The 24,031-nt window shown below is 37.5% G+C and carries 23 protein-coding genes and 2 pseudogenes; 4 read left to right on the top strand and 21 right to left on the bottom strand.

Features of this window, described 5'->3' with window-relative positions:
* Positions 1–56: 56 nt before the first annotated feature.
* On the bottom strand, positions 57–1,328 hold the full coding sequence (ilvA, locus tag AC6CHV_RS19335) for a threonine ammonia-lyase IlvA (protein WP_341331117.1): 1,272 nt from the start codon (positions 1,326–1,328) through the stop codon (positions 57–59).
* 262 nt (positions 1,329–1,590) lie between these two features.
* Between ilvA and trhA the strand changes: the two genes are divergently transcribed.
* Complete coding sequence (gene trhA / locus AC6CHV_RS19330) at positions 1,591–2,244, top strand: PAQR family membrane homeostasis protein TrhA (protein ID WP_121448257.1); 654 nt, start codon at positions 1,591–1,593, stop codon at positions 2,242–2,244.
* A 58-nt stretch (positions 2,245–2,302) separates the two neighbouring features.
* Here the strand turns inward: trhA and AC6CHV_RS19325 are convergent, their stop codons facing one another.
* The 10 genes and pseudogenes from AC6CHV_RS19325 to AC6CHV_RS19280 form a co-directional block, all read right to left on the bottom strand.
* On the bottom strand, positions 2,303–2,773 hold the full coding sequence (locus tag AC6CHV_RS19325) for a YusW family protein (RefSeq protein ID WP_498079507.1): 471 nt from the start codon (positions 2,771–2,773) through the stop codon (positions 2,303–2,305).
* A 176-nt stretch (positions 2,774–2,949) separates the two neighbouring features.
* On the bottom strand, positions 2,950–3,444 hold the full coding sequence (locus AC6CHV_RS19320) for a dihydrofolate reductase (RefSeq protein WP_341331115.1): 495 nt from the start codon (positions 3,442–3,444) through the stop codon (positions 2,950–2,952).
* A 301-nt stretch (positions 3,445–3,745) separates the two neighbouring features.
* Positions 3,746–4,042 (bottom strand): annotated as a pseudogene (thyA, locus tag AC6CHV_RS19315) (thymidylate synthase); the annotation flags it as partial.
* A 260-nt stretch (positions 4,043–4,302) separates the two neighbouring features.
* A pseudogene (locus AC6CHV_RS19310) lies at positions 4,303–4,962 on the bottom strand (thymidylate synthase); the annotation flags it as partial.
* 58 nt (positions 4,963–5,020) lie between these two features.
* Complete coding sequence (locus tag AC6CHV_RS19305; RefSeq protein WP_498079506.1) at positions 5,021–5,737, bottom strand: anthrax toxin lethal factor-related metalloendopeptidase; 717 nt, start codon at positions 5,735–5,737, stop codon at positions 5,021–5,023.
* 202 nt (positions 5,738–5,939) lie between these two features.
* Positions 5,940–6,533: a YpjP family protein gene (locus AC6CHV_RS19300; RefSeq protein ID WP_341331113.1), complete on the bottom strand. Its 594-nt coding sequence runs from the start codon at positions 6,531–6,533 to the stop codon at positions 5,940–5,942.
* 371 nt (positions 6,534–6,904) lie between these two features.
* Positions 6,905–7,039, bottom strand: a complete 135-nt coding sequence (locus AC6CHV_RS19295; RefSeq protein WP_341331112.1) for a YuzL family protein — start codon at positions 7,037–7,039, stop codon at positions 6,905–6,907.
* 80 nt (positions 7,040–7,119) lie between these two features.
* Complete coding sequence (locus AC6CHV_RS19290) at positions 7,120–7,893, bottom strand: class I SAM-dependent methyltransferase (protein WP_498079505.1); 774 nt, start codon at positions 7,891–7,893, stop codon at positions 7,120–7,122.
* A gap of 59 nt (positions 7,894–7,952) precedes the next feature.
* The gene (locus AC6CHV_RS19285; RefSeq protein WP_121448250.1) at positions 7,953–8,387 is read right to left on the bottom strand and encodes a BrxA/BrxB family bacilliredoxin; all 435 of its coding nucleotides are present in this window, start codon (positions 8,385–8,387) and stop codon (positions 7,953–7,955) included.
* Positions 8,388–8,539: 152 nt separating this feature from the next.
* Positions 8,540–9,664: a virulence factor gene (locus tag AC6CHV_RS19280; protein WP_498079504.1), complete on the bottom strand. Its 1,125-nt coding sequence runs from the start codon at positions 9,662–9,664 to the stop codon at positions 8,540–8,542.
* A 338-nt stretch (positions 9,665–10,002) separates the two neighbouring features.
* Between AC6CHV_RS19280 and AC6CHV_RS19275 the strand changes: the two genes are divergently transcribed.
* A complete protein-coding gene (locus tag AC6CHV_RS19275) occupies positions 10,003–11,037 on the top strand; it encodes a peptidoglycan-binding protein (protein ID WP_498079503.1) in 1,035 nt (344 codons plus the stop codon).
* 732 nt (positions 11,038–11,769) lie between these two features.
* On the opposite strand, the gene AC6CHV_RS19270 is transcribed toward AC6CHV_RS19275, so the two are convergent.
* Together AC6CHV_RS19270 and AC6CHV_RS19265 are read right to left on the bottom strand one after the other, a co-directional pair.
* A complete protein-coding gene (locus AC6CHV_RS19270) occupies positions 11,770–13,656 on the bottom strand; it encodes an ATP-binding cassette domain-containing protein (protein WP_498079502.1) in 1,887 nt (628 codons plus the stop codon).
* A complete protein-coding gene (locus AC6CHV_RS19265) occupies positions 13,653–14,300 on the bottom strand; it encodes an HD domain-containing protein (RefSeq protein ID WP_498079501.1) in 648 nt (215 codons plus the stop codon). The genes AC6CHV_RS19270 and AC6CHV_RS19265 overlap by 4 nt, the downstream gene beginning before the upstream one ends.
* A 138-nt stretch (positions 14,301–14,438) precedes the next feature.
* Between AC6CHV_RS19265 and AC6CHV_RS19260 the strand changes: the two genes are divergently transcribed.
* A complete protein-coding gene (locus tag AC6CHV_RS19260; RefSeq protein WP_341331105.1) occupies positions 14,439–14,684 on the top strand; it encodes a hypothetical protein in 246 nt (81 codons plus the stop codon).
* Position 14,685: 1 nt separating this feature from the next.
* Here AC6CHV_RS19260 and AC6CHV_RS19255 read toward each other — a convergent pair whose 3' ends face one another.
* The 3 genes from AC6CHV_RS19255 to AC6CHV_RS19245 form a co-directional block, all read right to left on the bottom strand.
* Complete coding sequence (locus tag AC6CHV_RS19255) at positions 14,686–15,531, bottom strand: DegV family protein (RefSeq protein WP_498079500.1); 846 nt, start codon at positions 15,529–15,531, stop codon at positions 14,686–14,688.
* Between the two features lie 499 nt (positions 15,532–16,030).
* Complete coding sequence (locus tag AC6CHV_RS19250) at positions 16,031–16,543, bottom strand: hypothetical protein (RefSeq protein WP_341331103.1); 513 nt, start codon at positions 16,541–16,543, stop codon at positions 16,031–16,033.
* A 50-nt stretch (positions 16,544–16,593) separates the two neighbouring features.
* A complete protein-coding gene (locus AC6CHV_RS19245; RefSeq protein ID WP_498079499.1) occupies positions 16,594–18,282 on the bottom strand; it encodes a formate--tetrahydrofolate ligase in 1,689 nt (562 codons plus the stop codon).
* Between the two features lie 201 nt (positions 18,283–18,483).
* On the opposite strand from AC6CHV_RS19245, the gene metA reads away from it, so the two are divergent.
* Positions 18,484–19,389: a homoserine O-acetyltransferase MetA gene (gene metA, locus AC6CHV_RS19240; RefSeq protein ID WP_341331101.1), complete on the top strand. Its 906-nt coding sequence runs from the start codon at positions 18,484–18,486 to the stop codon at positions 19,387–19,389.
* A 32-nt stretch (positions 19,390–19,421) separates the two neighbouring features.
* On the opposite strand, the gene AC6CHV_RS19235 is transcribed toward metA, so the two are convergent.
* The 5 genes from AC6CHV_RS19235 to AC6CHV_RS19215 form a co-directional block, all read right to left on the bottom strand.
* On the bottom strand, positions 19,422–20,102 hold the full coding sequence (locus AC6CHV_RS19235; RefSeq protein ID WP_498079498.1) for a methyltransferase domain-containing protein: 681 nt from the start codon (positions 20,100–20,102) through the stop codon (positions 19,422–19,424).
* A gap of 19 nt (positions 20,103–20,121) precedes the next feature.
* Positions 20,122–20,484: an SCP2 sterol-binding domain-containing protein gene (locus tag AC6CHV_RS19230; RefSeq protein ID WP_341331099.1), complete on the bottom strand. Its 363-nt coding sequence runs from the start codon at positions 20,482–20,484 to the stop codon at positions 20,122–20,124.
* Positions 20,485–20,555: 71 nt separating this feature from the next.
* Entirely contained in the window at positions 20,556–21,164 is a 609-nt protein-coding gene (locus AC6CHV_RS19225) for a TetR family transcriptional regulator (protein ID WP_498079497.1), read from the bottom strand.
* Positions 21,165–21,302: 138 nt separating this feature from the next.
* Positions 21,303–23,483 (bottom strand): DNA topoisomerase 3, encoded by a 2,181-nt coding sequence (locus tag AC6CHV_RS19220; RefSeq protein ID WP_498079496.1) that lies wholly within the window; start codon positions 23,481–23,483, stop codon positions 21,303–21,305.
* Between the two features lie 126 nt (positions 23,484–23,609).
* Positions 23,610–23,771: a hypothetical protein gene (locus AC6CHV_RS19215; protein ID WP_498079495.1), complete on the bottom strand. Its 162-nt coding sequence runs from the start codon at positions 23,769–23,771 to the stop codon at positions 23,610–23,612.
* Positions 23,772–24,031: the final 260 nt, after the last annotated feature.

Here is a 24,031-nt window from a genome sequence, read left to right as displayed (position 1 = left end):
TATTATACATGAAAACAAGCATTTCGTCTTTGTCTAAAAATGTAGAATTATTGAATTTAAATCAACAAATTAAATAATGTATTTTCTTTATTTAACTCGCGGAATGGGAACCCTTTTTTCTCCATTCGGTTTACTAATGCTTGGTAGTCATCTTTCGCTTTTAATTCAATCCCTACTAATGCTGGCCCATTATCTTTGTTATTTTTCTTTGTATATTCAAAACGAGTAATGTCATCAGTTGGTCCAAGTACATCAAGTAAGAACTCCCGTAATGCCCCTGCTCTTTGAGGAAAGTTCACAATGAAATAGCATTGTAGGCCTTCATAGAGCATCGAACGCTCTTTTATTTCCTGCATTCTGCTGATATCATTGTTACCACCACTTAGTACACAGACAACTGTTTTTCCCTTAATCTGATCCTTGTACATATCAAGTGCAGCAATTGATAATGCCCCTGCTGGTTCGGCGACAATCGCATTTTCGTTGTATAGGTCCAGAATAGTTGTACATACCTTTCCCTCAGGCACAGGAATAATATCGTCAACAAGCTTTTTACTGATTTCAAATGTATTTTCACCCACCGTTTTAACGGCTGCCCCATCAACAAATTTATCAATTTTAGGCAATGTAGTAACCGCCCCGTTGGCAATTGAAGTCTTCATACTTGTTGCACCTTCAGGCTCAACACCAATAATCTTTGTTTCAGGAGAGATGCTCTTCATATAGGTTGAAATTCCTGAAATAAGTCCGCCCCCACCAATCGCTGCAAATACATAATCGACTGGTTCTGCACAATCATTTAAAATTTCTACCGCTACTGTTCCTTGACCTGCCATAACATCAGCATCATTAAATGGATGGATAAATGTACGATTTTCTCTTTCACAACATGCTACAGCTTCTTCATAAGAGTCGTCGAAAGTATCGCCTGTTAAAATAATCTCTACATATTCCCGTCCAAAAGCCTCTACTTGAGAAACTTTCTGTCTTGGTGTCGTGGATGGCATAAAGATTTTACCTTGAATTTTTAAAGCAAAGCAGGAAAAAGCCACGCCTTGTGCATGGTTTCCAGCACTCGCACAAACAACGCCATTTTTTAAATCCTGCTCCGAAAGATTTTTAATCCGGTTATAGGCTCCCCTTATTTTAAAAGAACGGACAATTTGTAAATCTTCTCTTTTTATCAATAAGTTACATTCGTAACGTTCAGATAGTAATTCATTTCTTTGTAAAGGTGTATGGATTATAACATCCTTTAATGTTTGATTCGCTTTTATGATATCCTCTACATGGATCCCATCTAGTTTTTGTTTTACCTCTTGTGCCATGAGCCCATATCCCCTTTCGCTTCGCTTATTTCTACAACAACACTGTACAGTAATGAAGATTTAATTTGTTCATTATAACATGAATTAGCCTATCTGGAGTAAAATTTTCTAAATATTGTATTACTTTTTGAAATGAAATCGCTACCAGTCATTTTTATGAAATTTTTTTCTAATTTAGCGGGGGGATATATTACGAATGTCATTTGTGTTCTTTTTTTATTAGCAGTATGATTGGAGAAAGATGTAACAAGAGGTGATAAATATGACATTTCGACAAGAATCATTAAAAGAAGAAATTGCAAATGCCATCACACATGGTATAGGAGTTTTATTAAGCATTCCTGCCCTCGTGATGTTAATCGTATTTGCTGTGAAATATGGAAACGTCTTGCATATTGTTAGCTTCTCTATTTTCGGGGCATCCATGATACTGCTGTATTTATTTTCAACGCTATTACACAGCATCACACACCCGAAAGTGAAAAAGCTGTTCGCGATACTAGATCACTCAGCGATCTATTTATTAATTGCTGGAACATATACTCCCTTCGTTCTCGTTTCAATAGGAGGCTGGTTAGGCTGGACTCTTTTCGGAATTGTATGGGGACTAGCGATTGTTGGAGTTGTGTTTAAAGTCTTCTTCGTTGAAAAGTTTATGATTCTCTCAACGGTTTTTTATGTTCTGATGGGGTGGTTAATCATAGTTGGCATTAAGCCTTTATATGAAAGCATCGGGTTTAATGGCTTTATGTTGCTATTAACTGGTGGAATCCTCTACACAGTTGGAGCTGTCTTTTATGTTTGGAGAAAGCTGCCATTTAACCATGCAATTTGGCATTTATTTGTATTAGCGGGAAGTGCCGCGATGTTCTTTAGCATCCTATTTTATGTCGTAGACGTACCGTTTATCTCATAAAAAAGGCTCGGATTTAAAAGGGCTTAGAGAAATATTATCTCTAAGCCTTATGATTAATTCAGTTATTATACTCCTTCTCAGTCCCATCAAGAAACTTAACTTCTAGCTCAAACTTTTGGAAGTCTTCATCTAAATCAAAGGCTTTCGTCACTTCTGAGACTACTTCTTCATTTGGTGTATCCTTATCAAAATTTAATTGTTCAAAAATTGATCTTAGCACTTCAAATGCTTCGTCACCTTTTATCTGTGTATTTGATATATCATCCTTGATTTCCGCTTCCAATCCATTGCTTTCACTTTCATAATCCACGTCATATTCCTTATTTTCAGCGTATTCTACATCCAAATCGAAGTTTGTAAAGTTAAATAGATTTTCCTTCGTTTGATCTGTGTTGATTTGGTTATTCGTTCCTTCCTCCTCAACGGGTACTTCTTCAGGAACCTTGGTTACATTTTCATCGTCGGCATTGCAGCCAGTAATAGTTATTAAAAAAAAGATAACAGCCATACTTAATGTTAGTTTCTTCATAGTATATGCTCCTTTTTGTAGATAATAATTACCATTCTAGCTATTTCACGTATTGCTTATACAAGTTTAATTATAAACGGAATCCTCTCTCTTACTTACTCCAAAAGAATCGAGACAAATTATAAAAAACGCTATGTTTCTACAATGAGAAATCATAGCGTTTTTGTTTGCTTTCATTAATTTTGTGGGATTTTTTCGTATACCAAAAACGTATAATCATAAGGATTCTTCTCGTCCTTAATCCCCTGTTCTCTTGAAATAACCTTCCACTTGTCTTTTTCAAACGCTGGGAAATAGGTATCTCCTTCAAATTCTTTATTAATTTCAGTTATGTACAGACGGTCTGAATGTGGTAGGATTTCTTTAAAAATTTCCGCCCCGCCGATTACAAATAGCTCCTGGTCAGTTTGTTGATTCATTTTTACAATTTCCTCGATGGAATGAATCACTTTACAGCCTTCTGCCTTATACGAAGTGTCACGTGTTACGATAATATTTTCACGTCCTGGAAGGGGGCGTCCGATTGAATCATAAGTTTTACGTCCCATAATAATGGTATGCCCCATCGTTACTCTTTTAAAATAAGCTAAATCTGCAGGTAAACGCCATGGTAGATCATTGTTCTTGCCGATTAATTGGTTTCTGTCCATTGCAACTAGTAATGATATCATATATATTCTCCTAACTAAAAAGATCCTAAGGTCGATTATACCTTAGGATCATAGAAATAGGAATTACAATCAAATACGTCTTGGCATATTTGCGCCAGATTTTTAGACCTACAGGAAGTGGGTCATATAGACGTTGCCACAGGATGTGGCGTTCTTAGTCTTTGATTTTACAGCTCGAAAAATCCTTTGAAAAATCGTGGATCCGCCGGAGGCTATAACTTTTTTCAGTCGCTCCAAGCAAATTTGAACACTTTTTTCAGTCCTCCCCACTAATAAAGGTAGGGAATTCTGCTGAATTATGTTATACGGCAACTGGTGCTTTAATAGTTGGATGTGGTTCATACCCAACGATTTCAATGTCATCCATTTCAAAATCAAAAACAGATTTAACTGCAGGATTTAATTTTAATGCCGGGAACGGACGTGGCTCACGACTTAACTGTAAATTCACCTGCTCGATATGGTTTGTGTAAATATGGGCATCTCCAATCGTATGGATAAAATCCCCTACCTCTAATCCACATTCAAATGCGATTAGATGAGTTAATAGAGCATAACTTGCGATGTTGAAGGGGATTCCGAGAAAAAGGTCGCCTGACATGATCTTCGACTAGGTTCGCTAAGCCTAGCCCGTTCACTTATGAACTGCTGTATGTCGCCATACAGATGAGACTATATCACGATCCAATGATGGACCCCTACCATTTCCACCTGCTTAGGTGTACTCCCAAATGGGATAGTCGTTCGGCATTTATGTTTCAATTTGAAACAATTTAGCACGGGATTGTCTTTTGCAAGAGTTTCCCCGTTTAGGTAGGTTTTCTATAGAGATTTCTCCCTAAAGGCGCTCATTTACAAACGCTGATACAACTGACAACTCAATTTCCCATCGGCCACATAGAATTGAAACAGACTGTGACAAGGTGGTAGTGCCATGAATTCAACATCACCCGGATTATATCCGACGACAAGATGACGTCTGCTATCTGGGTTATTTTTAATTTGATTGATGACATTTTTTAACTGGTCAATGGTTTCACCACGTGATGATTCCCACGCTCTCCATTGTTTCCCATAAACTGGACCAAGCTCTCCATATTTTGTAGCAAAGTCATCATCCTCTAAAATACGAGATTTAAACTTGTCCATTTCAGCTTGATACAACTCATTAAATTCGCAGTCAACCAGACTTCGGTTTCCGAAATCCGTCATATCTGGACCTTTGTATTCATCGCTCTCAACCCAATTTTTAAAAGCCCACTCATTCCAGATATTATTGTTATTTTTCAGTAAATATCTGATATTCGTGTCACCTTTAATAAACCAAAGTAGTTCGCTCGCAATTAAACGAAATGGAACTCTCTTCGTCGTTAGCAAAGGGAAGCCTTCACTTAAATTAAAACGCATCTGATAGCCAAAAACTGAAACCGTTCCTGTCCCTGTTCGATCCATTTTTTTCGTACCTTTTTCAAGAACATGCTTTAATAGATCTAGGTACGCATTTTCACCATGTTTCAATAGATTCACTCCTTGCATGAACTTCATTCTACTATATTACTACAAATAGCATTCGAATTCATTGCTGAGTTTTGCTTAATTCACTAAAAAGCTGGTGTGTCATTGGCGCTGCAAGTTTTAATTCTTCTCTTGTCTGATCCGACAGATAATACATTGCAAAGCTTTCTGCGAAATATTCTTCAGGATAATCACTAAAATAAGAACGATCCGGGAATAATTGATTGACTTCCTTTTGCAAAATGGTTAAAAAATTGGGATCATTGCTGATTGTACCAAATACAAAATTATCAATCGAATGGGCCAATTCATGCAACTCTAAATTAATAGAACCATGGCCATTTCCCTTTTCACTAGATCCGATTTTGGCTAGTACAACTTCTGAGCCACCAATTCCCGGAACATCGTCCCAAGTCGGTCCATTTTCACTATAGCCACGCGGCTTTTCTCCTTTTAAATAGGCAGCTGTAGGCTCGTCCGTTAAATTACCTGTAAACAGCTTCAGCACTACACCATTGTCAACCAGTCCTTGCAAGATAAGTTCATCAATATGGTTCACACGTTCAATCATTTTTGCTGCGGCAGACTCATTAAATCTAGTTTCAGGTAATACTATGATGTTTTTTAATTTTTCGTAGTTATTAAGATTCGATGTTTCAGTATATAGTGTGAGAGATTGATAATCTTTTAGTGGAACCCCATGAGGAGACGCTTCACCAGGATGATAGGTAAAACCTACCAGGACAAATAGAAGCGTAAGAATAAACGTTTTTTGCATAAGAATGCTCTCCTTAATCTATGAATAAAATCGTGATGCTAAAGCGCACTCTTCTTTTAAAATGGTAATAATAGTATACCATATTCAGAAATATGAGTCTGCTAGACTAGGAGTGGTAAGTTATTCAAGCAGGAAAAATACGGACAAAAAAAGCAATCCAAAGGAGCGAATAATCGACTTCTGGATTGCTTTTCCTCTTTTATTAACTAAGCCATTTTGGCGGAGTATTTTTATCCCAATAAATTTCACCTAATGTATGATGTGTTTGGAATCCATCATGATGTGTATGGTAGTGGAAGTTAAACCAATAGCCATCCTGTGGTGGATGATCCCTTCTTACATGAAAACGGATAATATCATTCCCAGACGTTTTATCGAAAATATGGAAAATCTTTTCCCCATTTCCACCAGACGGTTGCTCTGAAATCTCAAGATGTCCAAGTTCTTCACTTGGATATTGCTCGGCTAATAATTCAATTACACTTTCAATTTTCGGCAAGATTGCACTACGGAATTCATCTTCAATAACAGGCCCTATTCTACTCCCAAATTTCTCGAAGGATTTTGTTTCAGCCTGTGACATCGCATATGTAACAAAGTTTTTACTGTCATATCCATAATCAGATTCAAAATTGGAATATAGCTTCGACTCAGCATTTTGGTCATTAATCGAATTTAACTTACTTGGCTTATCGGCATCCGCCTGCTGCATAGTGAGAGCCGGTGGTGGCGTTACCAAACCAAGAGTTAAAATAGAAAATGAGACGACTAATGCTTTTCGCAACCATTTTTTCATAACGAAAACGCCCTTTCAACATTTACCCTTATCGTCATTTTAACACAATCTAGCAAAAATTTTTACTATGAAATTAAGAAATCATAAAAAAATAAGGATAAATGCCCATCATGGAAAATCATCAAACCTCCACATTATAAGGACATGAAATACATCCTTCGTAAAATTAAAGTTCATAAAATCCTCAATATTTGATAAAATAGGGATACTATACATATTTGAAAGGTGGATTCGTTAAAATGGATTGGATTTTTGGTATTGCATGTGTTGTTACATTACTTTATTTTATAACTTGTTGTGTGACTGAATAGACAAAACCCGCTTTTTAAGCGGGCTTTATTTTTGTACGAATATGTAATACAACTTTTTAGTTACATCTTTTTCTTTTTCTTGCGTCTAGACGAATCCATTTCTATTCGTCCCGTCTCTTGATTGGTAGTACCTTGTCCCTCTACATCTGCAGAGCCTAATCCGATTGTTGAAGGATCTTTTTTACGTTTTGCCATGTTCATCACCTCCGTACGTTATTTAAAGTATCCAAAGGTGTGGCAAAATATCCTGCATTAACCGACGGCAGTAATCCCTCTTAAACCTCAATCACTCCGAAATGGAACTTTGCAGTTTTTCGTTTATAAACGGTAAAACCGTACTTTTCAAATTGTTCACTTTTCCAATGATCTTTGAGTACTACTTTTTTCTTCGCAACTCGCTTTGCTTCTTCAATCGCTTCAGGACTTATTGTGGAGTAAATTGCGAAATTACGGAGACCCCTTATCCCTTCTGATTCTTCAATTGTTTCCTCAAACATTGGATCAAAATACACAATATCAAAGCTATTCGGGGGACAGATTGTTAAAAAGCTTTCATAAGTATCGTGCATCACATCAATTCGAGCCATCGCTTCGTTCATGATCGTATTTCCGGTATCCCAGCTCTTTAACCCTCCCTTTAATAGATAATACAAATACTTGTTTCCTTCAAGGGAGGCTACTTTTCCTGATTCACCCACAACGAAACTTGCTACAATGCTATCCGACCCCAAGCCTAAGGTACAATCTAAAATTGAGTTACCTTGGGTAAGTTCTGATGCTTGAATAAAGGGATCATGCTCCCCCTTCATGATTCTTTTCATGCGAAACATAGCAGAGTTCGGATGGAAGAATAGTGGCTCATCACCATGAGAAGGATAGATTTCAATTCTATTTTTTCCCACAACAAGAACATCTTCGTTGGTTTGTTCTTGTATCTTTGCGATAGAACGCTTTTTCCGCTCGATAAAAGGAACATTGAGTTCCAATGCAGTTTTTTTCGCCAACTCAACCATCTCATCATTTGTTCTTCCTGCTGTCGTTACAACCATATAATCACCTATTTGAACAAAAAAGGATGTCGCAGTGACATCCTTTTTGAACTTCTATTTTAGCAATGCTTATTTAATGCGGAAGTTATGTTTTCCATGATTGCTTCCATTGAATTTGATTCAATTTCATGTCTTGGAATGAAGTGAACTACTTCCTTGCCCTTTAATAAAGCCATAGATGGAGATGATGGCTCGATGCCTTCAAAATACTCTCTCATCTTTGCTGTTGCGTCTTTATCTTGACCTGCAAAAACAGTTACAAGATGGTCTGGTTTCTTCTCGTTATTAAGAACTGCTTGAGTAACTGCAGGTCTTGCAAGTCCAGCAGCACAACCACATACAGAATTTACTACAACTAATGTAGTACCTTCTGTTTTTTCCATGAAGTTTTCTACTTCTTCTTCTGTTTGAAGCTCTTCAAATCCAGCAACAACAAGTTCTTGGCGCATCGGCTTCACAATTTGCTTCATATATTCATCATATGCCATTGACATATAAATCCCTCCCAATTCCAATTCAAATTCGATAAACTTAGCATACTATAGATGACCAAGCAAAATCAATTTTCAAACATCCAATCAATATCAATGTTTTTTATTCTGGAGTTAACCCCCAGAATGTTTAATGAAACACGGATGAAACCCAATTAGTTATTTCGGCTTTCGGTCATTTGCTTCCATACTGAACCTTTTGCTTCTTCTCCACCCTCGATTCGTTCGATGGCTAATTTGATTTGCATTTTCACTTCGAATTCCGGGTCATTTTCAGCGGCTTTTAGAGCATCTAATGCAGAATCGTCTCCAACCTCAAATAAAAACATTGCTGCGCGCCATCTTACAAGCTTACTCGGATCCTTCAATGCCTCACACATTGCTTCCATTGCAGCAGGGTCACCGATATCTGATAAACAATCACCTGCTGTTCTTCTAACAGTAACAGACTTATCCTTTAAAGCCTCATACAAATAAGGTAACACTGAAGGCTTTTCAATCATCCCTAAATACACAGTTGCTAAACGACGAATAGACGGTTTTTCATCTTTCAATGCTTTAGCAAGGACAGGAATATCCTCCTCTTCTGGATCCATTTGTTCGAGACTTGCATAGCGTTTTGTCCATTCAGGATCTTCCAACATCTCCAAAGTAACTTTATAGGATTGTCTTTTTTGGATAGTTGGAGCAGAAGTTTGCTCTGAAATCTGTTTAACAATGCGGTCAAGTCTATCTTTGGGATATGCAGCAGCTAGCTCATCGACAACCTCTTTCCCTATTTCTTCATGATTGCCATATCGAACACCTTGTTCCTTCCATTCTCTTTCTAACACAACATTACCTGAAACCTCTTGTGCACGTAGCAATGCTTCCCGAAAAACATCAGGTAATCCAAATCGGAATTCCTGTTCACCGTCAAGAAGCTTAACCTGCATTGGAAGACCTTTGTACATTTGAACAAAAACCTTTACTTCTCCAAAATGCTCATCCAGCTTTGGAGCTTCGTTTTCGCCTTCTACTACAACCTCCCCAAAAACCTTTCGAACCTTTGGCAGCAGCTCCTGCCAGTCATACTTCGCATTTCGTTCAACCGCTAGGAAATCTGCTACATGATAGACTCCTTTAATACCCTCTATTGCCAATATTTCTTTAATAAGAGGTGGTGCTTGATCTATATTTTCTTTCTTATAATTATTGCTTTTCCCCTTTGGTAGTTCCTCGTCTAAAATGATTTTCATTGTATTCGGACTAGGTGTTGGTTCAATTGATTTAATTTTCACATCTACCGCTCCTTCTCCTACTGAGTATACTATCGTAATTGTAGCACACGAAATAACAATATATCCATTGTGAGAACTTATATTACCGATTAGTCCTTGTCTTATTTTAGCGCTTTAGTACTAATTATCCGAACTTATGTCATAATGACTTATTTGACTCAATATCATAAATGTGTGTTCATTAAGAGTTGTTTTCGCTTTTGTTGTACTAAGGATTGGAAAAAGTAATACATTTTTTAAGTGAGTTATCGTACTCAACTCAAATCCATAGCCTTTCTCTACAACAAACTTTCGAAAACTATACTATTTTGCTTTCGCAAACACCAAGGAGGTCTTCTATGAAAAAAAGCTATGGAACACGCGAAGCCATTGTCGTGACATCTCTAGCTGCTGGATTTTTCTTCGGCTCCCCACTCGCAGCTGATGCAACTGAAAAGCAGAATTTGGATCCATTACTAGATAAAAACTATCAATTCGATACAAATCAGGAATTACGCTATGGTCATACCGGATATCCAGTCCGTTTTCTTCAATTCGAATTACATAAATTAAATTTTTATTATGAAACAATCGATGGTCAATATGGAGAAACTACTCAAGAAGCTGTAAAGAGATTTCAAGAATTATATGATTTGAAGGTTGACGGAATTGCTGGAGAAGTAACATTAGAGAAATTAAATGAAGTCATCATACAGCCAAAGCCCCCTTTCTACTCTGTTGGTGACGAGGGGCCTGAGGTCAAACAGCTACAATCCAAATTACACAAATTAAACTATTATAGTGGTTTAGTAGATGGGAAGTTTGAATCCGTCACGGAGGCAAGCGTGAAGGCATATCAAAAAAAGTTCAACCTAGAATCAAACGGGCTTGCCACTGACGAAACAATCGATCACATTATGAAAAACAAAAATGTCAGGGGGCTAACCATTAAAAAAGTAACTGTGGTTACAGCTCAGACACTGCCAAATTCGACTAACAAAACGGATGAAACCGCCGTTGAACCAATTGAAACACCGCCAGTTGATGGCAGTGTGATATCTATTGCAATGGATTACATGGGGGTTCCATATGTCTGGGGTGGAACGTCACCAAGTGGATTTGATTGTAGTGGTTTTTTACAATATGTGTTTGCGCAAAAAGGAGTTAACATCCCACGAACTGTTACTGGTATATGGAATCAAGGTACGAGTGTGTCGGCACCAAGTGTTGGGGACTTAGTCTTTTTCCAAACCTATAAACCAGGTCCATCACACGCTGGTATTTATCTTGGCGACAATAAATTTATCCATGCCGATTCCACCGATGGTGTAAGTATTGATGAAATGACGATCAACTACTGGCAATCACGCTATTTAGGTGCGAAAAGATTATAATTTCTTTTAATTGGGGTTAACCAACAACTGGAAAAACTGTAGCCTCCAGTTGGGAAACGTTTCAAACGGGGATGAAAAATGTAATAAATACCCATTTGCGTATTGTTTTCAAGTCAAAATGTGATAAAAGCATACGAAAATAAGGAATGCGGATGCTTTTAGCTAAACTGACAGTATAAAGGCATTCGCAAAGCCCAATAAATGGAATAAATCGTTTTAAACTCATTATGGAATGTAAAAATTAACCATTTCTGTATTATTTTTAAATCAAAAAGGAATAAAAGCATACGCAAAAAAGGAATGCGGATGCTTTTATTTAAATTTGCAGTATAAAGGTATACGAAAGATCCAATAAAAGGTAGTAATCGTTTTAAACGCGATGAAAAGTGTAATAAATATCCATTTGCGTATCGTTTTCAAGGCAAAATGTGATAAAAGCATACGAAAATAAGGAATGCGGATGCTTTTAGCTAAACTGACAGTATAAAGGCATTCGCAAAGCCCAATAAATGGAATAAATCGTTTTAAACTCATTATGGAATGTTAAAATTAATCATTTCCGTATTATTTTTAAATCAAAAAGGAATAAAAGCATACGCAAAAAAGGAATGCGGATGCTTTTATTTAAATTTGCAGTATAAAGTCATTCACAAAACCAAAAAAAGATAATTTGGATATCAAAATCAAAAAAGATTATATTTTAAAACCAAATATGATGCCTAGCCTCTCTTCTTAGTCATTGACAAGTTCAGATAGTTCTGCCCATCTTTCAAGTAAGTGATCCAGTACTTCTGATTCCTTTGCATGATCATCCATTGCCTGCTGTGCCTTTTGGTAATCACTTCCTGCTTCTTCAATTTCTTTAACAAGTGCTGCAACCTTCTCCTCTTGGGCCTCAATCTTCCCCTCAATTTCATCCCATTCAAGCTGATCCTTGTAGGAAAGCTTCTTTTTCTTTGGTTTCGGCGTCTCTTGTGCAGGTGTTTTTTCGATTTTTTCTTTTTGTACTGTCTTCGCAGCCTCAATTGAATTTTTTTCAAGGTAATCTGAGTAATCTCCAAAATACGTTGAAATTTGGTGCCCCTCTTCAAAAATTAACAGTTGGTCTGTCACTTTATCTAAGAAATATCGGTCATGCGAAACAGTGATTACAACACCAGGGAAGTCCTCTAAATAATCCTCTAATACTGTCAATGTATGAGTATCCAAATCATTCGTAGGCTCATCCAGTAACAACACATTTGGCTCACCCATGATAATTTTCAATAAATACAAACGTCTTCGTTCTCCGCCAGAAAGCTTGCGAATCGGTGTACCATGGGTATGCATTGGGAATAAAAACCGCTCCAGCATTTGCGCTGCTGATATCAATTTACCATCAAGGGTATGAATCATTTCAGCTGTTTCTTTTATATACTCAATCATTCGTTTGTTGAGGTCCATATCCATGCTTTCCTGAGTATAATAACTCAGTTTAACTGTTTGCCCAACCTCGATTTCTCCCGTATCTACAGGAACTTGACCTGCAATGATATTTAATAATGTAGACTTTCCGCTACCATTACGTCCAACAATTCCGATTCGGTCACCCGGTTTTACAAGTAAATTGACATCCTCTAAAATCTTCGTGTCACCAAAACTCTTTGAAACATTTTTCAATTCAATAACTTTTTTACCTAGTCGGCTACCACCAACTGAAATATCAAGCGAATCCGTATTTATTGTCTTTTTTGCATTTTCAATTTCCTCAAAACGCTGAATCCGTGCTTTTTGCTTTGTTGTTCTCGCTTTAGCACCACGACGAATCCAAGCAAGTTCACGTCTATATAGGTTTTGTCGCTTTAGTTCAGATGCTTGCTCCTGTTCCACTCGAACCGCTTTTGCCTCTAAGAAGCTACTATAGTTTCCGGTATAGGTGAATAGCCTTCCTTCATCAAGCTCAATAATTCGGTTCGTCACACGGTCTAAGAAATAACGATCATGCGTAACAACCAGTAGTGCTCCGTTGTATTTTGCGAGATAGTCTTCTAACCACTTAATCGTATCGTAATCTAAATGGTTGGTTGGCTCATCCAAAATGAGTAAATCCGGAACTTCAATTAAGCTTTGAGCTAATGCCACCCGCTTCTTCTGGCCACCTGACAGTTCCATCACGTCCTGAGAAAAATCGATAATTCCAAGCTTTGATAATACAGCTTTTGCGTTGGAGTTTGCCTCCCACGCATTTGCGGCATCCATTTTTTGTTGCAGGTCGTATAGTTTCTCTTGATACACTGTATTCATCGAATCTTTTTCAATCTGAAGCATCGCTTCCTCATATTCTTTTAACAGCCGGAGGAGCGGCGTATTGCCTTGGAATACTTGGTCAAGAACCGTATTCCCTTGAGTAAATTCAGGTTGTTGCGGTAAATAGCTAATTGTATATCCCTTTGAATGAGTAATCTCGCCGTGGTCAGCCTCTTCTACACCTGCAATGATTTTTAATAACGTCGATTTTCCGGTTCCATTCACACCGATTATACCGATTCGCTCATTATCTGTAATGCTGAATGAGATATCCTCGAACAATGTTTTTTCAGCATAGCTTTTTGCTAAACCCTCAACCGTTAAAAGCCTCATAACTGTCCATTCCATTCTTTATAAAATTGATCAAGAAACGCTGTCATGAAATCATGACGTTCCTTGGCTGCTTTTTTTGCTGCATTTGTATTAAGAGTATCTTTTAATTTTAATAATTTTTCATAAAAATGATTGACTGCTGTGGATTTACCGTTCCGGTACTCTTCCTTTGTCATGCTTTCACGAAAAGGGAGTGCTGGGTCATAGATTAAATCACCGTGCGCCCCTGCATAAGCAAAGGTTCTTGCAATTCCAATTGCACCAATCGCATCTAATCGATCAGCATCTTGAACAACCTTGCCTTCAATTGTTTTCATTGGCGGTCTACTGCCACCCTTAAAAGACATTGTTGAGATGATTTCAATGATTTCCTCTTGTTCAGACTCAGTTATTTGTATAGATGAAAGCCAGTTCCGTACTTTCATGAGGCCTTCCTCTTCTGATTTGTTTAATTTCTCGTCTGCCACATCATGTAATAATGCTGCCATTTCTACGACAAATAAATTGGCATTTTCTTCTTCACCAATTTGCAATGCTGCTTTTCTGACGCGTTCTATATGCCACCAATCATGACCACTGCTATCATGTTGCAAAATATTTTTCACAAAAGTAGTTGTTGCTTCAATTATTTTCTGCTGATCCATCGTATCCTCCACTACCATCAATATCGTAACCATTGTATCATATTCTAGCGCCAACTAAACTGTCGCGCACTACAAAACACATGCATAAACTAAAAAAACCAGAGTAAACTCTGGTAATTTGAAAGGTGGTAAATAAATATGTATTATCCTGAAGGTTTTAATCGGGAAATTGGCACTGCATGGTTTGGGCGTCATGTTGTATTAATAACGTGTAATCCCGCTACAAATCAATTTTTACAACTCCATAAGAGCCTTCATGCTCCTACTGAACCACCACATCCAAATTGTGCAGAAACAATCTCCCAATTCTTAAGTATTGGGTACAATATCGCAGCCATTGCCCCCCTATCTCATAACGAAGTACAATACATCCTAGTTAAATAGATTATTTATTCATCCAACTAATCCCAATGGTATTTTCACCAGCATGTACGCCAATCGCAACACCAAGTGGGTACGCATTAATCGAAATATTGTCTGGCGCAAATTCCCGGATGTGTTGCTCCCATTCCTTAGTCTTAGAATCGTCCAAGCCATATAAAATATAGACCTCATCCACATGATTTTTCGCTATGGCATCCTTTAAATAACCTAGTATTTTACTTGTTGCTTTATTTTCAGAGCGTACTTTTTCTTTTACAGAAAGAGCACCATCGTTAATTTGGATGACTGGCTTAATTTGAAGCATGCTCCCAAGGAAATATTGGGCCGTGTTCATTCGTCCACTTCGGTGCAGTTGTTCTAAACTTCCGATAATGACATAGGTTTCTAATTTCTCAGCCATATCCACAATTTGTTCTTCAACCTCTGCTACGGTCCCACCCTCCTGTAAAAGCTTCATCCCTTCTTTCATTAATTTTGTCATCGGATAGGTAAGGATTTTTGAATCAATGACTGTTACTGGAATATTCACTAATTCTGAAGCTTGTCTTGCTGACGAAACGGTTCCACTTAATTTTTCCGAGATATGCAACGAGATAATCTCATCATAATTTTCTTCGAGACTATTATATAATTCTACAAAGCTTCCAATGGAAGGCTGTGATGTTTTTGGGATGGTCTTTGCCGTTTTCAATCGTTCAAAAAATTGAGCAGGAGTAATCGTAACTCCATCAATATATTCTTCCTCATCGAAAAAGACCGTCATTGGAATCACAAAAATATCCTCATGGTCCAAAAGTTCCTCATCTAAAAATCCTGTACTATCTGTGACCCATGCAATTTTCCCCATAAAATCGCCCCCTTAACAAATACCATTATCACTATATTACTATATATGCTCTTACTATATCATAAAAAACACTAAATTTTCAGAAAATTTAATCCTTTAGTTGTAAAAAAAAGGATATTTTCGTAAACTTTGTTGCTTTTTGATTCGATTATGCAAGGGAACTCCTGCTAGATAAGCGAGCCAGAAGAGACCCCGCAGAGCAGCAGCGACGTGTCCAGTTTCAGCGGCTAGACTCGAGAAATTTCAACTCCTCCTTCAGAGGCAAAATACGCCTCTTTTTCGGAGTCTCAGACGCACAGGACGTACTGGTGCCGACTTCGCCACAGGACGTGGCGCTTTAGTCGGCCAATTTTCTCGTTTCTGTGCAAGCCGCCTCCACATTTTGTTGAGGAGGCTTGCGGATCGCCGCGGAAAGCGAGTACCAGGAGCCAAAATCACCCTACATATAAAAGCAACAATCTTTTAGAAAACAGCCTAAAAAAAAGAGGCTAGATTGCCCCTAAGCAGTAGCAGTATGTAGTTGATGAATCGTCTTAATGATATAGTCAATCATTTCAAGTAAATCATCTATATGATCTTCTTGAATTAATCGGTGAAAAGTAATTTTACTATTGTTTGTATATTGATTTCTCGTACCATATTGAAAAGAAATTTCCTGTTCGATTTCCCTTTCGTCACCCCAAATAGTGGTTAATACTCGATCAATACTTGGGCAAACATCCAGCGATTCGAGTTTAAAAATAAACCCTATTTCCAAATGACACCCTGGTTTACTATCATCAAGGCTTCGTAGTTCAGTAACAAGATTATCAAGGTCAACTTTCAAATTAATATAGGCTTGAATTTTATCAATCGTTTTATCCTTAAAGGTAATGCGATAATGCCTACCCATTTTCGCCATTTCCACTTGATCCTGACGATCAGTAATCAAGAGTTGTCCTTCTAGATCTAAATCATAAAGGGCTCCCTCAATTACAACCTTTAGGTTTTCAAATACGGTTGGATCAAACATAAAATATACCTTCCTTTTTGGTATAAAGGGGGAAATCCCCCTATCATTATCTAAAATAAGCCTACAGCTTTTCCGTCTTCAGAAACATCCATATTAAGTGCTGATGGCTTCTTTGGTAGCCCAGGCATCGTCATGACATCACCCGTTAGAGCTACAATAAATCCAGCGCCGATAGATGGTCTAAATTCACGTATAGTAATGGTAAAATCCGTTGGTCTTCCGAGCAATGTTGGATCATCTGAAAGGGAGTATTGTGTTTTCGCCATACAAACTGGAAGATTGCTCCACCCGAATTTTTCAAAATCAATCATTTGTTTTTTCGCTTTATTCGAGAACTCAACATCTTTTGCCCCATAAACAGTTTTAGCAATTGCCTTTACTTTCTCTTCAATTGAAGCAGATAATTCGTAGATTGGGGCATAGTGATTTTCACCATTTTCGATTGTATCGAGTACCTTCTTAGCAAGCTCCACTCCACCTTCGCCGCCTTTTTCCCAAACTTCTGTAAGTGCAACAGGATAAGAGTGTTCCGCACACCAAGATTCGATTTTTTCAACTTCTTTTTCAGTATCCGTAACGAAACGGTTAATCGCCACTACAAATGGCAATCCGAAAGCTTGAATGGTTTCAATATGTTTTTGAAGATTCTCTAAACCTTTCGCTAAAGCTTCCACATTTTCTTCAGTTAAATTTTCCTTTTTAACACCACCATGCATTTTTAAAGCTCGGTTAGTTGCAACAATCACAACTGCCTCTGGCTTAATTTCTGCATATCTTGCTTTAATGTCGAGGAACTTCTCGGCTCCAAGATCAGCACCAAAACCACCCTCTGTTAACACATAATCAGCTAATTTCGCCGCCATTTTTGTGGCGATTACACTATTACAGCCATGAGCGATATTAGCAAAAGGGCCACCGTGAATAAGAGCTGGTGTGTGTTCGAGTGTTTGAACTAAATTTGGTTTAAGAGCATCCTTTAATAAAAGGGTAAGCGCGCCCTCTGCTCCTAGGTCTGCTGCTGTGACCGGTTGTTTATGTATATTATAAGCCACTACTATTTTTGATAGTCTTCGCTTCAAATCCTGTATGTCTGTTGCTAGACAGAATATCGCCATAATTTCTGATGCAACGGTAATATCAAATCCATCTTCACGAGGCACACCTTGAGTAGGTCCTCCCAGCCCTACTACAACATTTCGTAGTGCACGGTCATTTAAATCAACAACGCGCTTCCATGTGACACGTCTGACATCAATTTGAAGTTCATTTCCTTGATGAATATGGTTGTCAATTAATGCAGATAGTGTGTTATTTGCAGTTGTAATCGCATGAAAATCTCCTGTAAAATGCAGGTTGATGTCCTCCATTGGGATTACCTGTGAATATCCGCCACCCGTTGCACCGCCTTTAATTCCCATCGTTGGTCCTAGGGATGGCTCTCTCATCGCAACCATTACGCTTTTTCCAAGTTTAGCAAGTCCTTGTCCAAGTCCAACAGTGACTGTCGATTTTCCTTCCCCCGCCGGCGTAGGATTAATGGATGTTACGAGGATGACTTTACCATCCTTTTTTTGTTCAAGACGCTTCATCACGTCTAAGGAAATTTTTGCTTTGTAATGACCATAGGGTTCTAGTTCTTCTTCAAGTAAATCTAACTGTTCTGCAATTTCCTTAATTGGCTTTAACTCAGCCTCTTGAGCAATTTCAATATCAGACTTATACTTTGTTGATAAACTCATGCACAATACCCCCAAGACAATTTTAGTGAACAAACTTCCCATACTCCTATATCTTACCTTATTTGATACATCGGTATAAAGTGAAACTTCTATTTTTACCCCTTACTCTTTAGTGCATAAAACAAGTAAAGATTTTTTATTTGATATTCCTGTGTGAATTGTTGTAAAATTTCAATTATAAGAAACTAGGAGATGATAGGATTGCCAATTAATATCCCTCATGATTTACCTGCAAAAGAAGTATTAGAATCTGAAAATATATTTGTAATGGATGAAGATCGCGCTTACAGTCAGGATATTCGTCCACTTAATATAGTAATCTTAAACATTATGCCAGAAAAAGAACGAACAGAAACTCAGCTCCTTAGACTACTTGGAAACTCCCCATTACAACTGAATATTACATTGTTATTCCCAGAAACGCATGTTGCTAAAAACACGGGAAAGAATCACCTTGATAAATTTTACACCTCCTTTTCTGCCATTAAGCACAGAAAGTTTGATGGGATGATCATAACTGGTGCACCGATTGAGCATCTTTCGTTCGAGGACGTGAACTATTGGGAAGAGCTAAAGGAAATTATGGATTGGACGAAAACCAACGTAACCTCGACATTACATATTTGCTGGGGTGCACAAGCGGGGCTTTATTATCATTATGGGGTTAAAAAATACCCGCTATCTGAAAAATGTACGGGTGTGTTTCACCACCATTTAGTTAATAAGGATGTGAAATTGGTTCGCGGCTTTGATGATTTATATTATGTACCGCATTCCCGGTTTACTGAGGTAAAACTTGAGGAAATTGAAAATACTGAAGAATTGACACTTTTATCTTTTTCAAATGATGCAGGTGTGTGCCTAGTTGCTTCAAAAGACGGAAAACATATTTTTCTTACTGGCCATCCTGAATATGATGTTAATACGTTAAAAGAGGAATATGAACGTGACCTCGCTAAAGGTAAAGTCATTATTCCTGTTAATTATTTTCCAAACAATGACCCGGCCAATCCACCGGTTCACAGCTGGAGATCACACTCTTATCTATTGTTTGCAAATTGGCTCAATTATTATGTTTATCAAGAAACTCCATATGACTGGGAATAATAGAAGGTATCTCGGGCTCGAGATACCTTTTCTTACGCTTTTTTTAAAATAAACACCCACATAAACGATAATGCTTGTTTTAGTTCTTTGGGTAATCCCTTCGTTGTTTCGATTTTCACAGCATCCTTATAAACAGGCTGACCATCAACTACTCGCCAGCCATTTTCAGATGCCAATTGCTCAAATTCCCAAGGCATCATCGTATTTTGGATGACGGTATCCCCGTACAAGCGTTGATATGCATGTTGCCTTGGTCCTGCCGTAGGACCTAATAGCCCAACACAAAAGATACCTCCTGGTTTTGTCACACGCCTGATTTCATTAATTGCTTGTAGTGGTTGCTCTGTCCACTCAATTGAGTTAATTGCCATGATTCCTGAAAAAGTTTCATTCTTAAAAGGTAGATTTGTCAAATCACATTGTGTAAATGAAAGGTTTTCAGATTGACTTCTCTTATTGGCTTTTTCAATCATCTCAGCTGAAATGTCAACCCCAACTACTTGAAACCCAAGCTCAGAAAGTAAATATGACCCGTAACCGTCACCACAACCTGCATCCAAAATATGAGCTTTATCCGCTAGGTGCTTTGAAAAAAAAGGAATAATTGTGGAGCGGCTTCCGGAATTCCACATAACTTGACTTTGCTTACTCCAAAAGTCAGCACGACCATCCCATTGCTTTTCAGCTTCCTTATGCCATCTGAAATCGCCCATCCTGTTCACCCTCTCTAACTTATAGATGTTCTTTAAGATTATATTCCCGTAATAGTCCTTCTAATTTAATTGCTTTGCCAATATCACCTTTCATTTTTAATTTCCCTGTCATAAAAGCAGCAGTTCCACCTAGTTTTCCTATTAAGAAATTTTTAAAGTTTACTAGTGATAAAATTAGCGTACAATCTGCCCCTTCAGTAGCCTCTGATATCTTTGCCTGACCACCTTCGACCTTAAGTTGAAAGATTGCTTCTTCATTTCCCGTAATATTAAACTGATAAATCACATTAAGACCTTCAATAGGTCCCGGGTTTTGGTTAATCACTTCTTCAATTCTTTGCATCAATTCAGATAATGTGTAACTCTCAATACCATTTGTCATGTTAGCATCCTCCCAAATATTTTTAATTATTAACATTGAGTACGAAATCGTATTCCTCCTACAGAAATAGATTATTCCTGCATTCCAAGATTCACAAATGCAGAAATAACGATTCGGTTTAACAATCTAGATATCCCCTCAAAATCAATTGTCTTTTCTTCATTGTTAAAAAAGTTTTGCATAATGACTTCATTAATTGCACCAACCATTGCTTGGGCCACGATTCGCATTTCTATCTTTGAAACAGTTTTCGGCAGCTCTGCCTGAACTGTTTGCAGAATAATTGATGCAAACACTTGGTGAGACCTTTGGCGCACCATTTCAACATTCCGCGACACTCCAACTGATTCAACCAATAATATTTGTGCAACATGTTTATTTTCAAAACAAATTTGGATATACCGATTAATCCCAGCAAACGCTTTGTAAGACATGCTTTCTTCTAGTGAGATTGCTAGTTTCACTTCCTCAGACATTTCGTTGCCAAGCTGTTCAAACAAAGCAACCATGATATCTTCCTTACTTTTAAAATGCTGATAGAAGGTTGTCTTTGAAACTCTCGCCATTTCGACAATTTCAAGTACAGATGTCTTTTGATACCCCATTTCTGTAAATAGCCTAAGTCCAGCAAATAAAAGTTTTTCTCTTGCCTCTATCGGCATTTCCTTTACAAATAACAAATCAATCCATCCATTCTTTTAGTACGTGTACGTATCAAGCATTCTTTTCTATTATACAACCTGGTTATATATGGTTCAATCCAGTTTTTCGAAAATTATAAAAAAGGAGAAAAGGCATTTTGCCTTTTCTCTTACATTTTAATTATTATTTAGTATTTTTGCCGGAAATTCAAATTCTATTTTTCCTGTTTGGTCATTCCATTTAAGATATGCATCAAATGTTTTGCTATCTTTTTTAAATCCTTTTATTAAATTAGTTTTATTTGCTGAAAGTAATTTTTGAATATTTGTTTTCGTAATTGTTTTACCTAAGATCTTTCCTGAAATTGTGAATTGGCAGCCTTTTGTTTTATAGTTTGCACAACCATAAAATTTACCTTTATTGATAACCTCACCACCACATTTTTTACAGGTTCCTACAACTGTTCCGATGTCTTTTTTATTATACGAGCTGTTTTGGGAACTAACATTTTCTATCTTGATATTTGAGAAATCCCATGTATCACTTTGTACTTTTGCATCATCCACAATTTTTTGAGAAAGCTTCTTCGTCTGAATCATAAATGATGCAGGCGAAGCTTTCCCTTGTCCTATTTCATGAAGACGCTGTTCCCATTTCGCTGTCATTTCAGGAGATGCAAGGATTTTTTCACCAATCACATCGATTAATAGAATCCCTTTTTCTGTTGCAAATACTTGGTTTTTCTCTACCTTAATATAGTTCCGTTGTTTTAACATAGTGATAATACCCGCGCGTGTTGCTTCGGTGCCAAGACCTTCTGTTTTAGCAAGAATTTTCTCTAACTCATCATTGTCAATATGCTTACCAGCCGTCTTCATTAAGGTAATCAACTGTCCTTCAGTATAGCGTTTCGGCGGCTGTGTTTTCCCTTCTTTTGTGTAACTGTTTTCGACTACCCCTGCTTCGTCCTTTTCTAGGGGTGGCAAGATTACATCCTCATCCTTTGAATTATCCTGGAAGAGTACCTTTCTCCACCCTTCCTGAAGCATTACCTTTCCCTTTGTTACAAATTCAGCACGTTTATCCACTAAAGTTTTTACGGTTGTATAGTTAAAAATAGCAGGCTTATAGTGCGCGGCAATCAAACGTTTAACGATTAGATCGTAAATCTTCTTCTCATCACCGGATAGCTTTTCAGGATTCGGAACCTGCTCAGTTGGAATAATTGCATAGTGATCAGTCACTTTTTTCTCATTAACGTAACGTGAATTATTCATTATTGACACATTAGGTGTTGGAAAAAAATCCTTGTAGTCTTCCAGTTTATTAAGCTTTGAAAAAATTTCTGGTATTGTCTGTGCTTCCCCTTTTGTTATATAGCTTGAATCCGAACGGGGATAGGAAATAATCCCTTTTGTATATAGACTTTGTGCGACATCCAATGTTTTTTTTGGTGAGAATTTAAACGCTTTGTTTGCGGTTGCCTGAAGACTCGACAAATTAAATAGTAAAGGAGGCTGATATTCTTTCTTCTCTATTTCCACTTCAGCAATTTCCGCAGGCTTATCCCGACAAAAAGCCGCAATCCTCTCAGCCATGTCTTGTGAAGAAAGCCGTGATTCATTATCTTTTATCCATTTCCCCTCATAGTGCTTACCATTCACTTGGAACTTGGCAAATACCTCCCAAAATGGCTCAGATTTGAAATTAGCAATTTCTTTTTCACGTTTAACAATCAAAGCCAGAGTAGGAGTTTGAACTCTTCCTGCTGAGAATACATCAGATACTCCTTTTTGCTTCAGCAGTAATGTGTAGACTCTAGATGCATTCATCCCAACAATCCAATCTGCACATGCCCTTGCCTTCGCTTCATAGTATAGATTCCTAGTATCCTCCTCCATTAATAGATTTTGAAATCCATCATTCACAGCTTTTTCCGTTAAAGATGAAATCCATAATCGTTTTATCGGCTTACTTACCTTGGCCATTTCAATAATATTACGGATAATTAGTTCTCCCTCACGTCCAGCATCACCTGCATGAATGATTTCCGTTACTTCAGTTTTTCGAAGGAGATTTTTTATAATGGTAAACTGTTTCCATTTTGATTTCATGACCCGATATGAGAATTGGTCGGGGATGAGAGGGAGTGTTTCAATTCTCCATTTTTTCCAGGCAGGATTATATTCTTCGGGTGGAAGCAACTCGCAAATATGACCGACTGCCCATGTAAAGTAAGCACCCTTAGGAAATATTGGATCTGGCGAAACCTCAATAAACCCTTGAGATTTTTTACTCCTAAATGGAGCTGCAAGCTTCATCGCTTGGTCTGGTTTTTCCGCGATAATAACCTTCATCTTATTCCTCTTTTCAATTACACTACTATGATTATTTTATCAAAACTTTAGGATTCATAGAAATACAGATTTTGGTGGGAGAGTATGAGAGGCAGATAGGAGGGATAATTAAAGTTAAAAAACCATTCAAGATGGTTTTTTAACTTCATTTATTTGGAGATACATATTCAATGGTTCGACAATATGATGGATAGAGATAACAGTTAAATCACCATGCTGTACCGTGCCTACGGCAAGGCATCGTTGATCATCCTCGACTATGAAAGGAGTTTCATGATCTGCAGACATTATACTTTCACATATGGATAATATTTTTTTATACAAAAAATCCTTATTGACCTTGGTGCTATTCGAATTTGAGGTAAACCTGATAATGATTTCTTTCCCATTGTAATTGTGTCTAAACATAATAGTAGCCTCCATCCAACAGTAATGATAAAACGCTTTCAATTTCATGTTTTTTGAAATATGAATCGATAATCGTATTGGACACCTCAAACTTTTCTTTCTATCATTATATCAAATAATGGAATTTCTTCAATAATTAT

This window comes from Ferdinandcohnia sp. GQ5, assembly GCF_059759275.1.
This window is presented reverse-complemented; position numbering and strand designations above follow the sequence as displayed.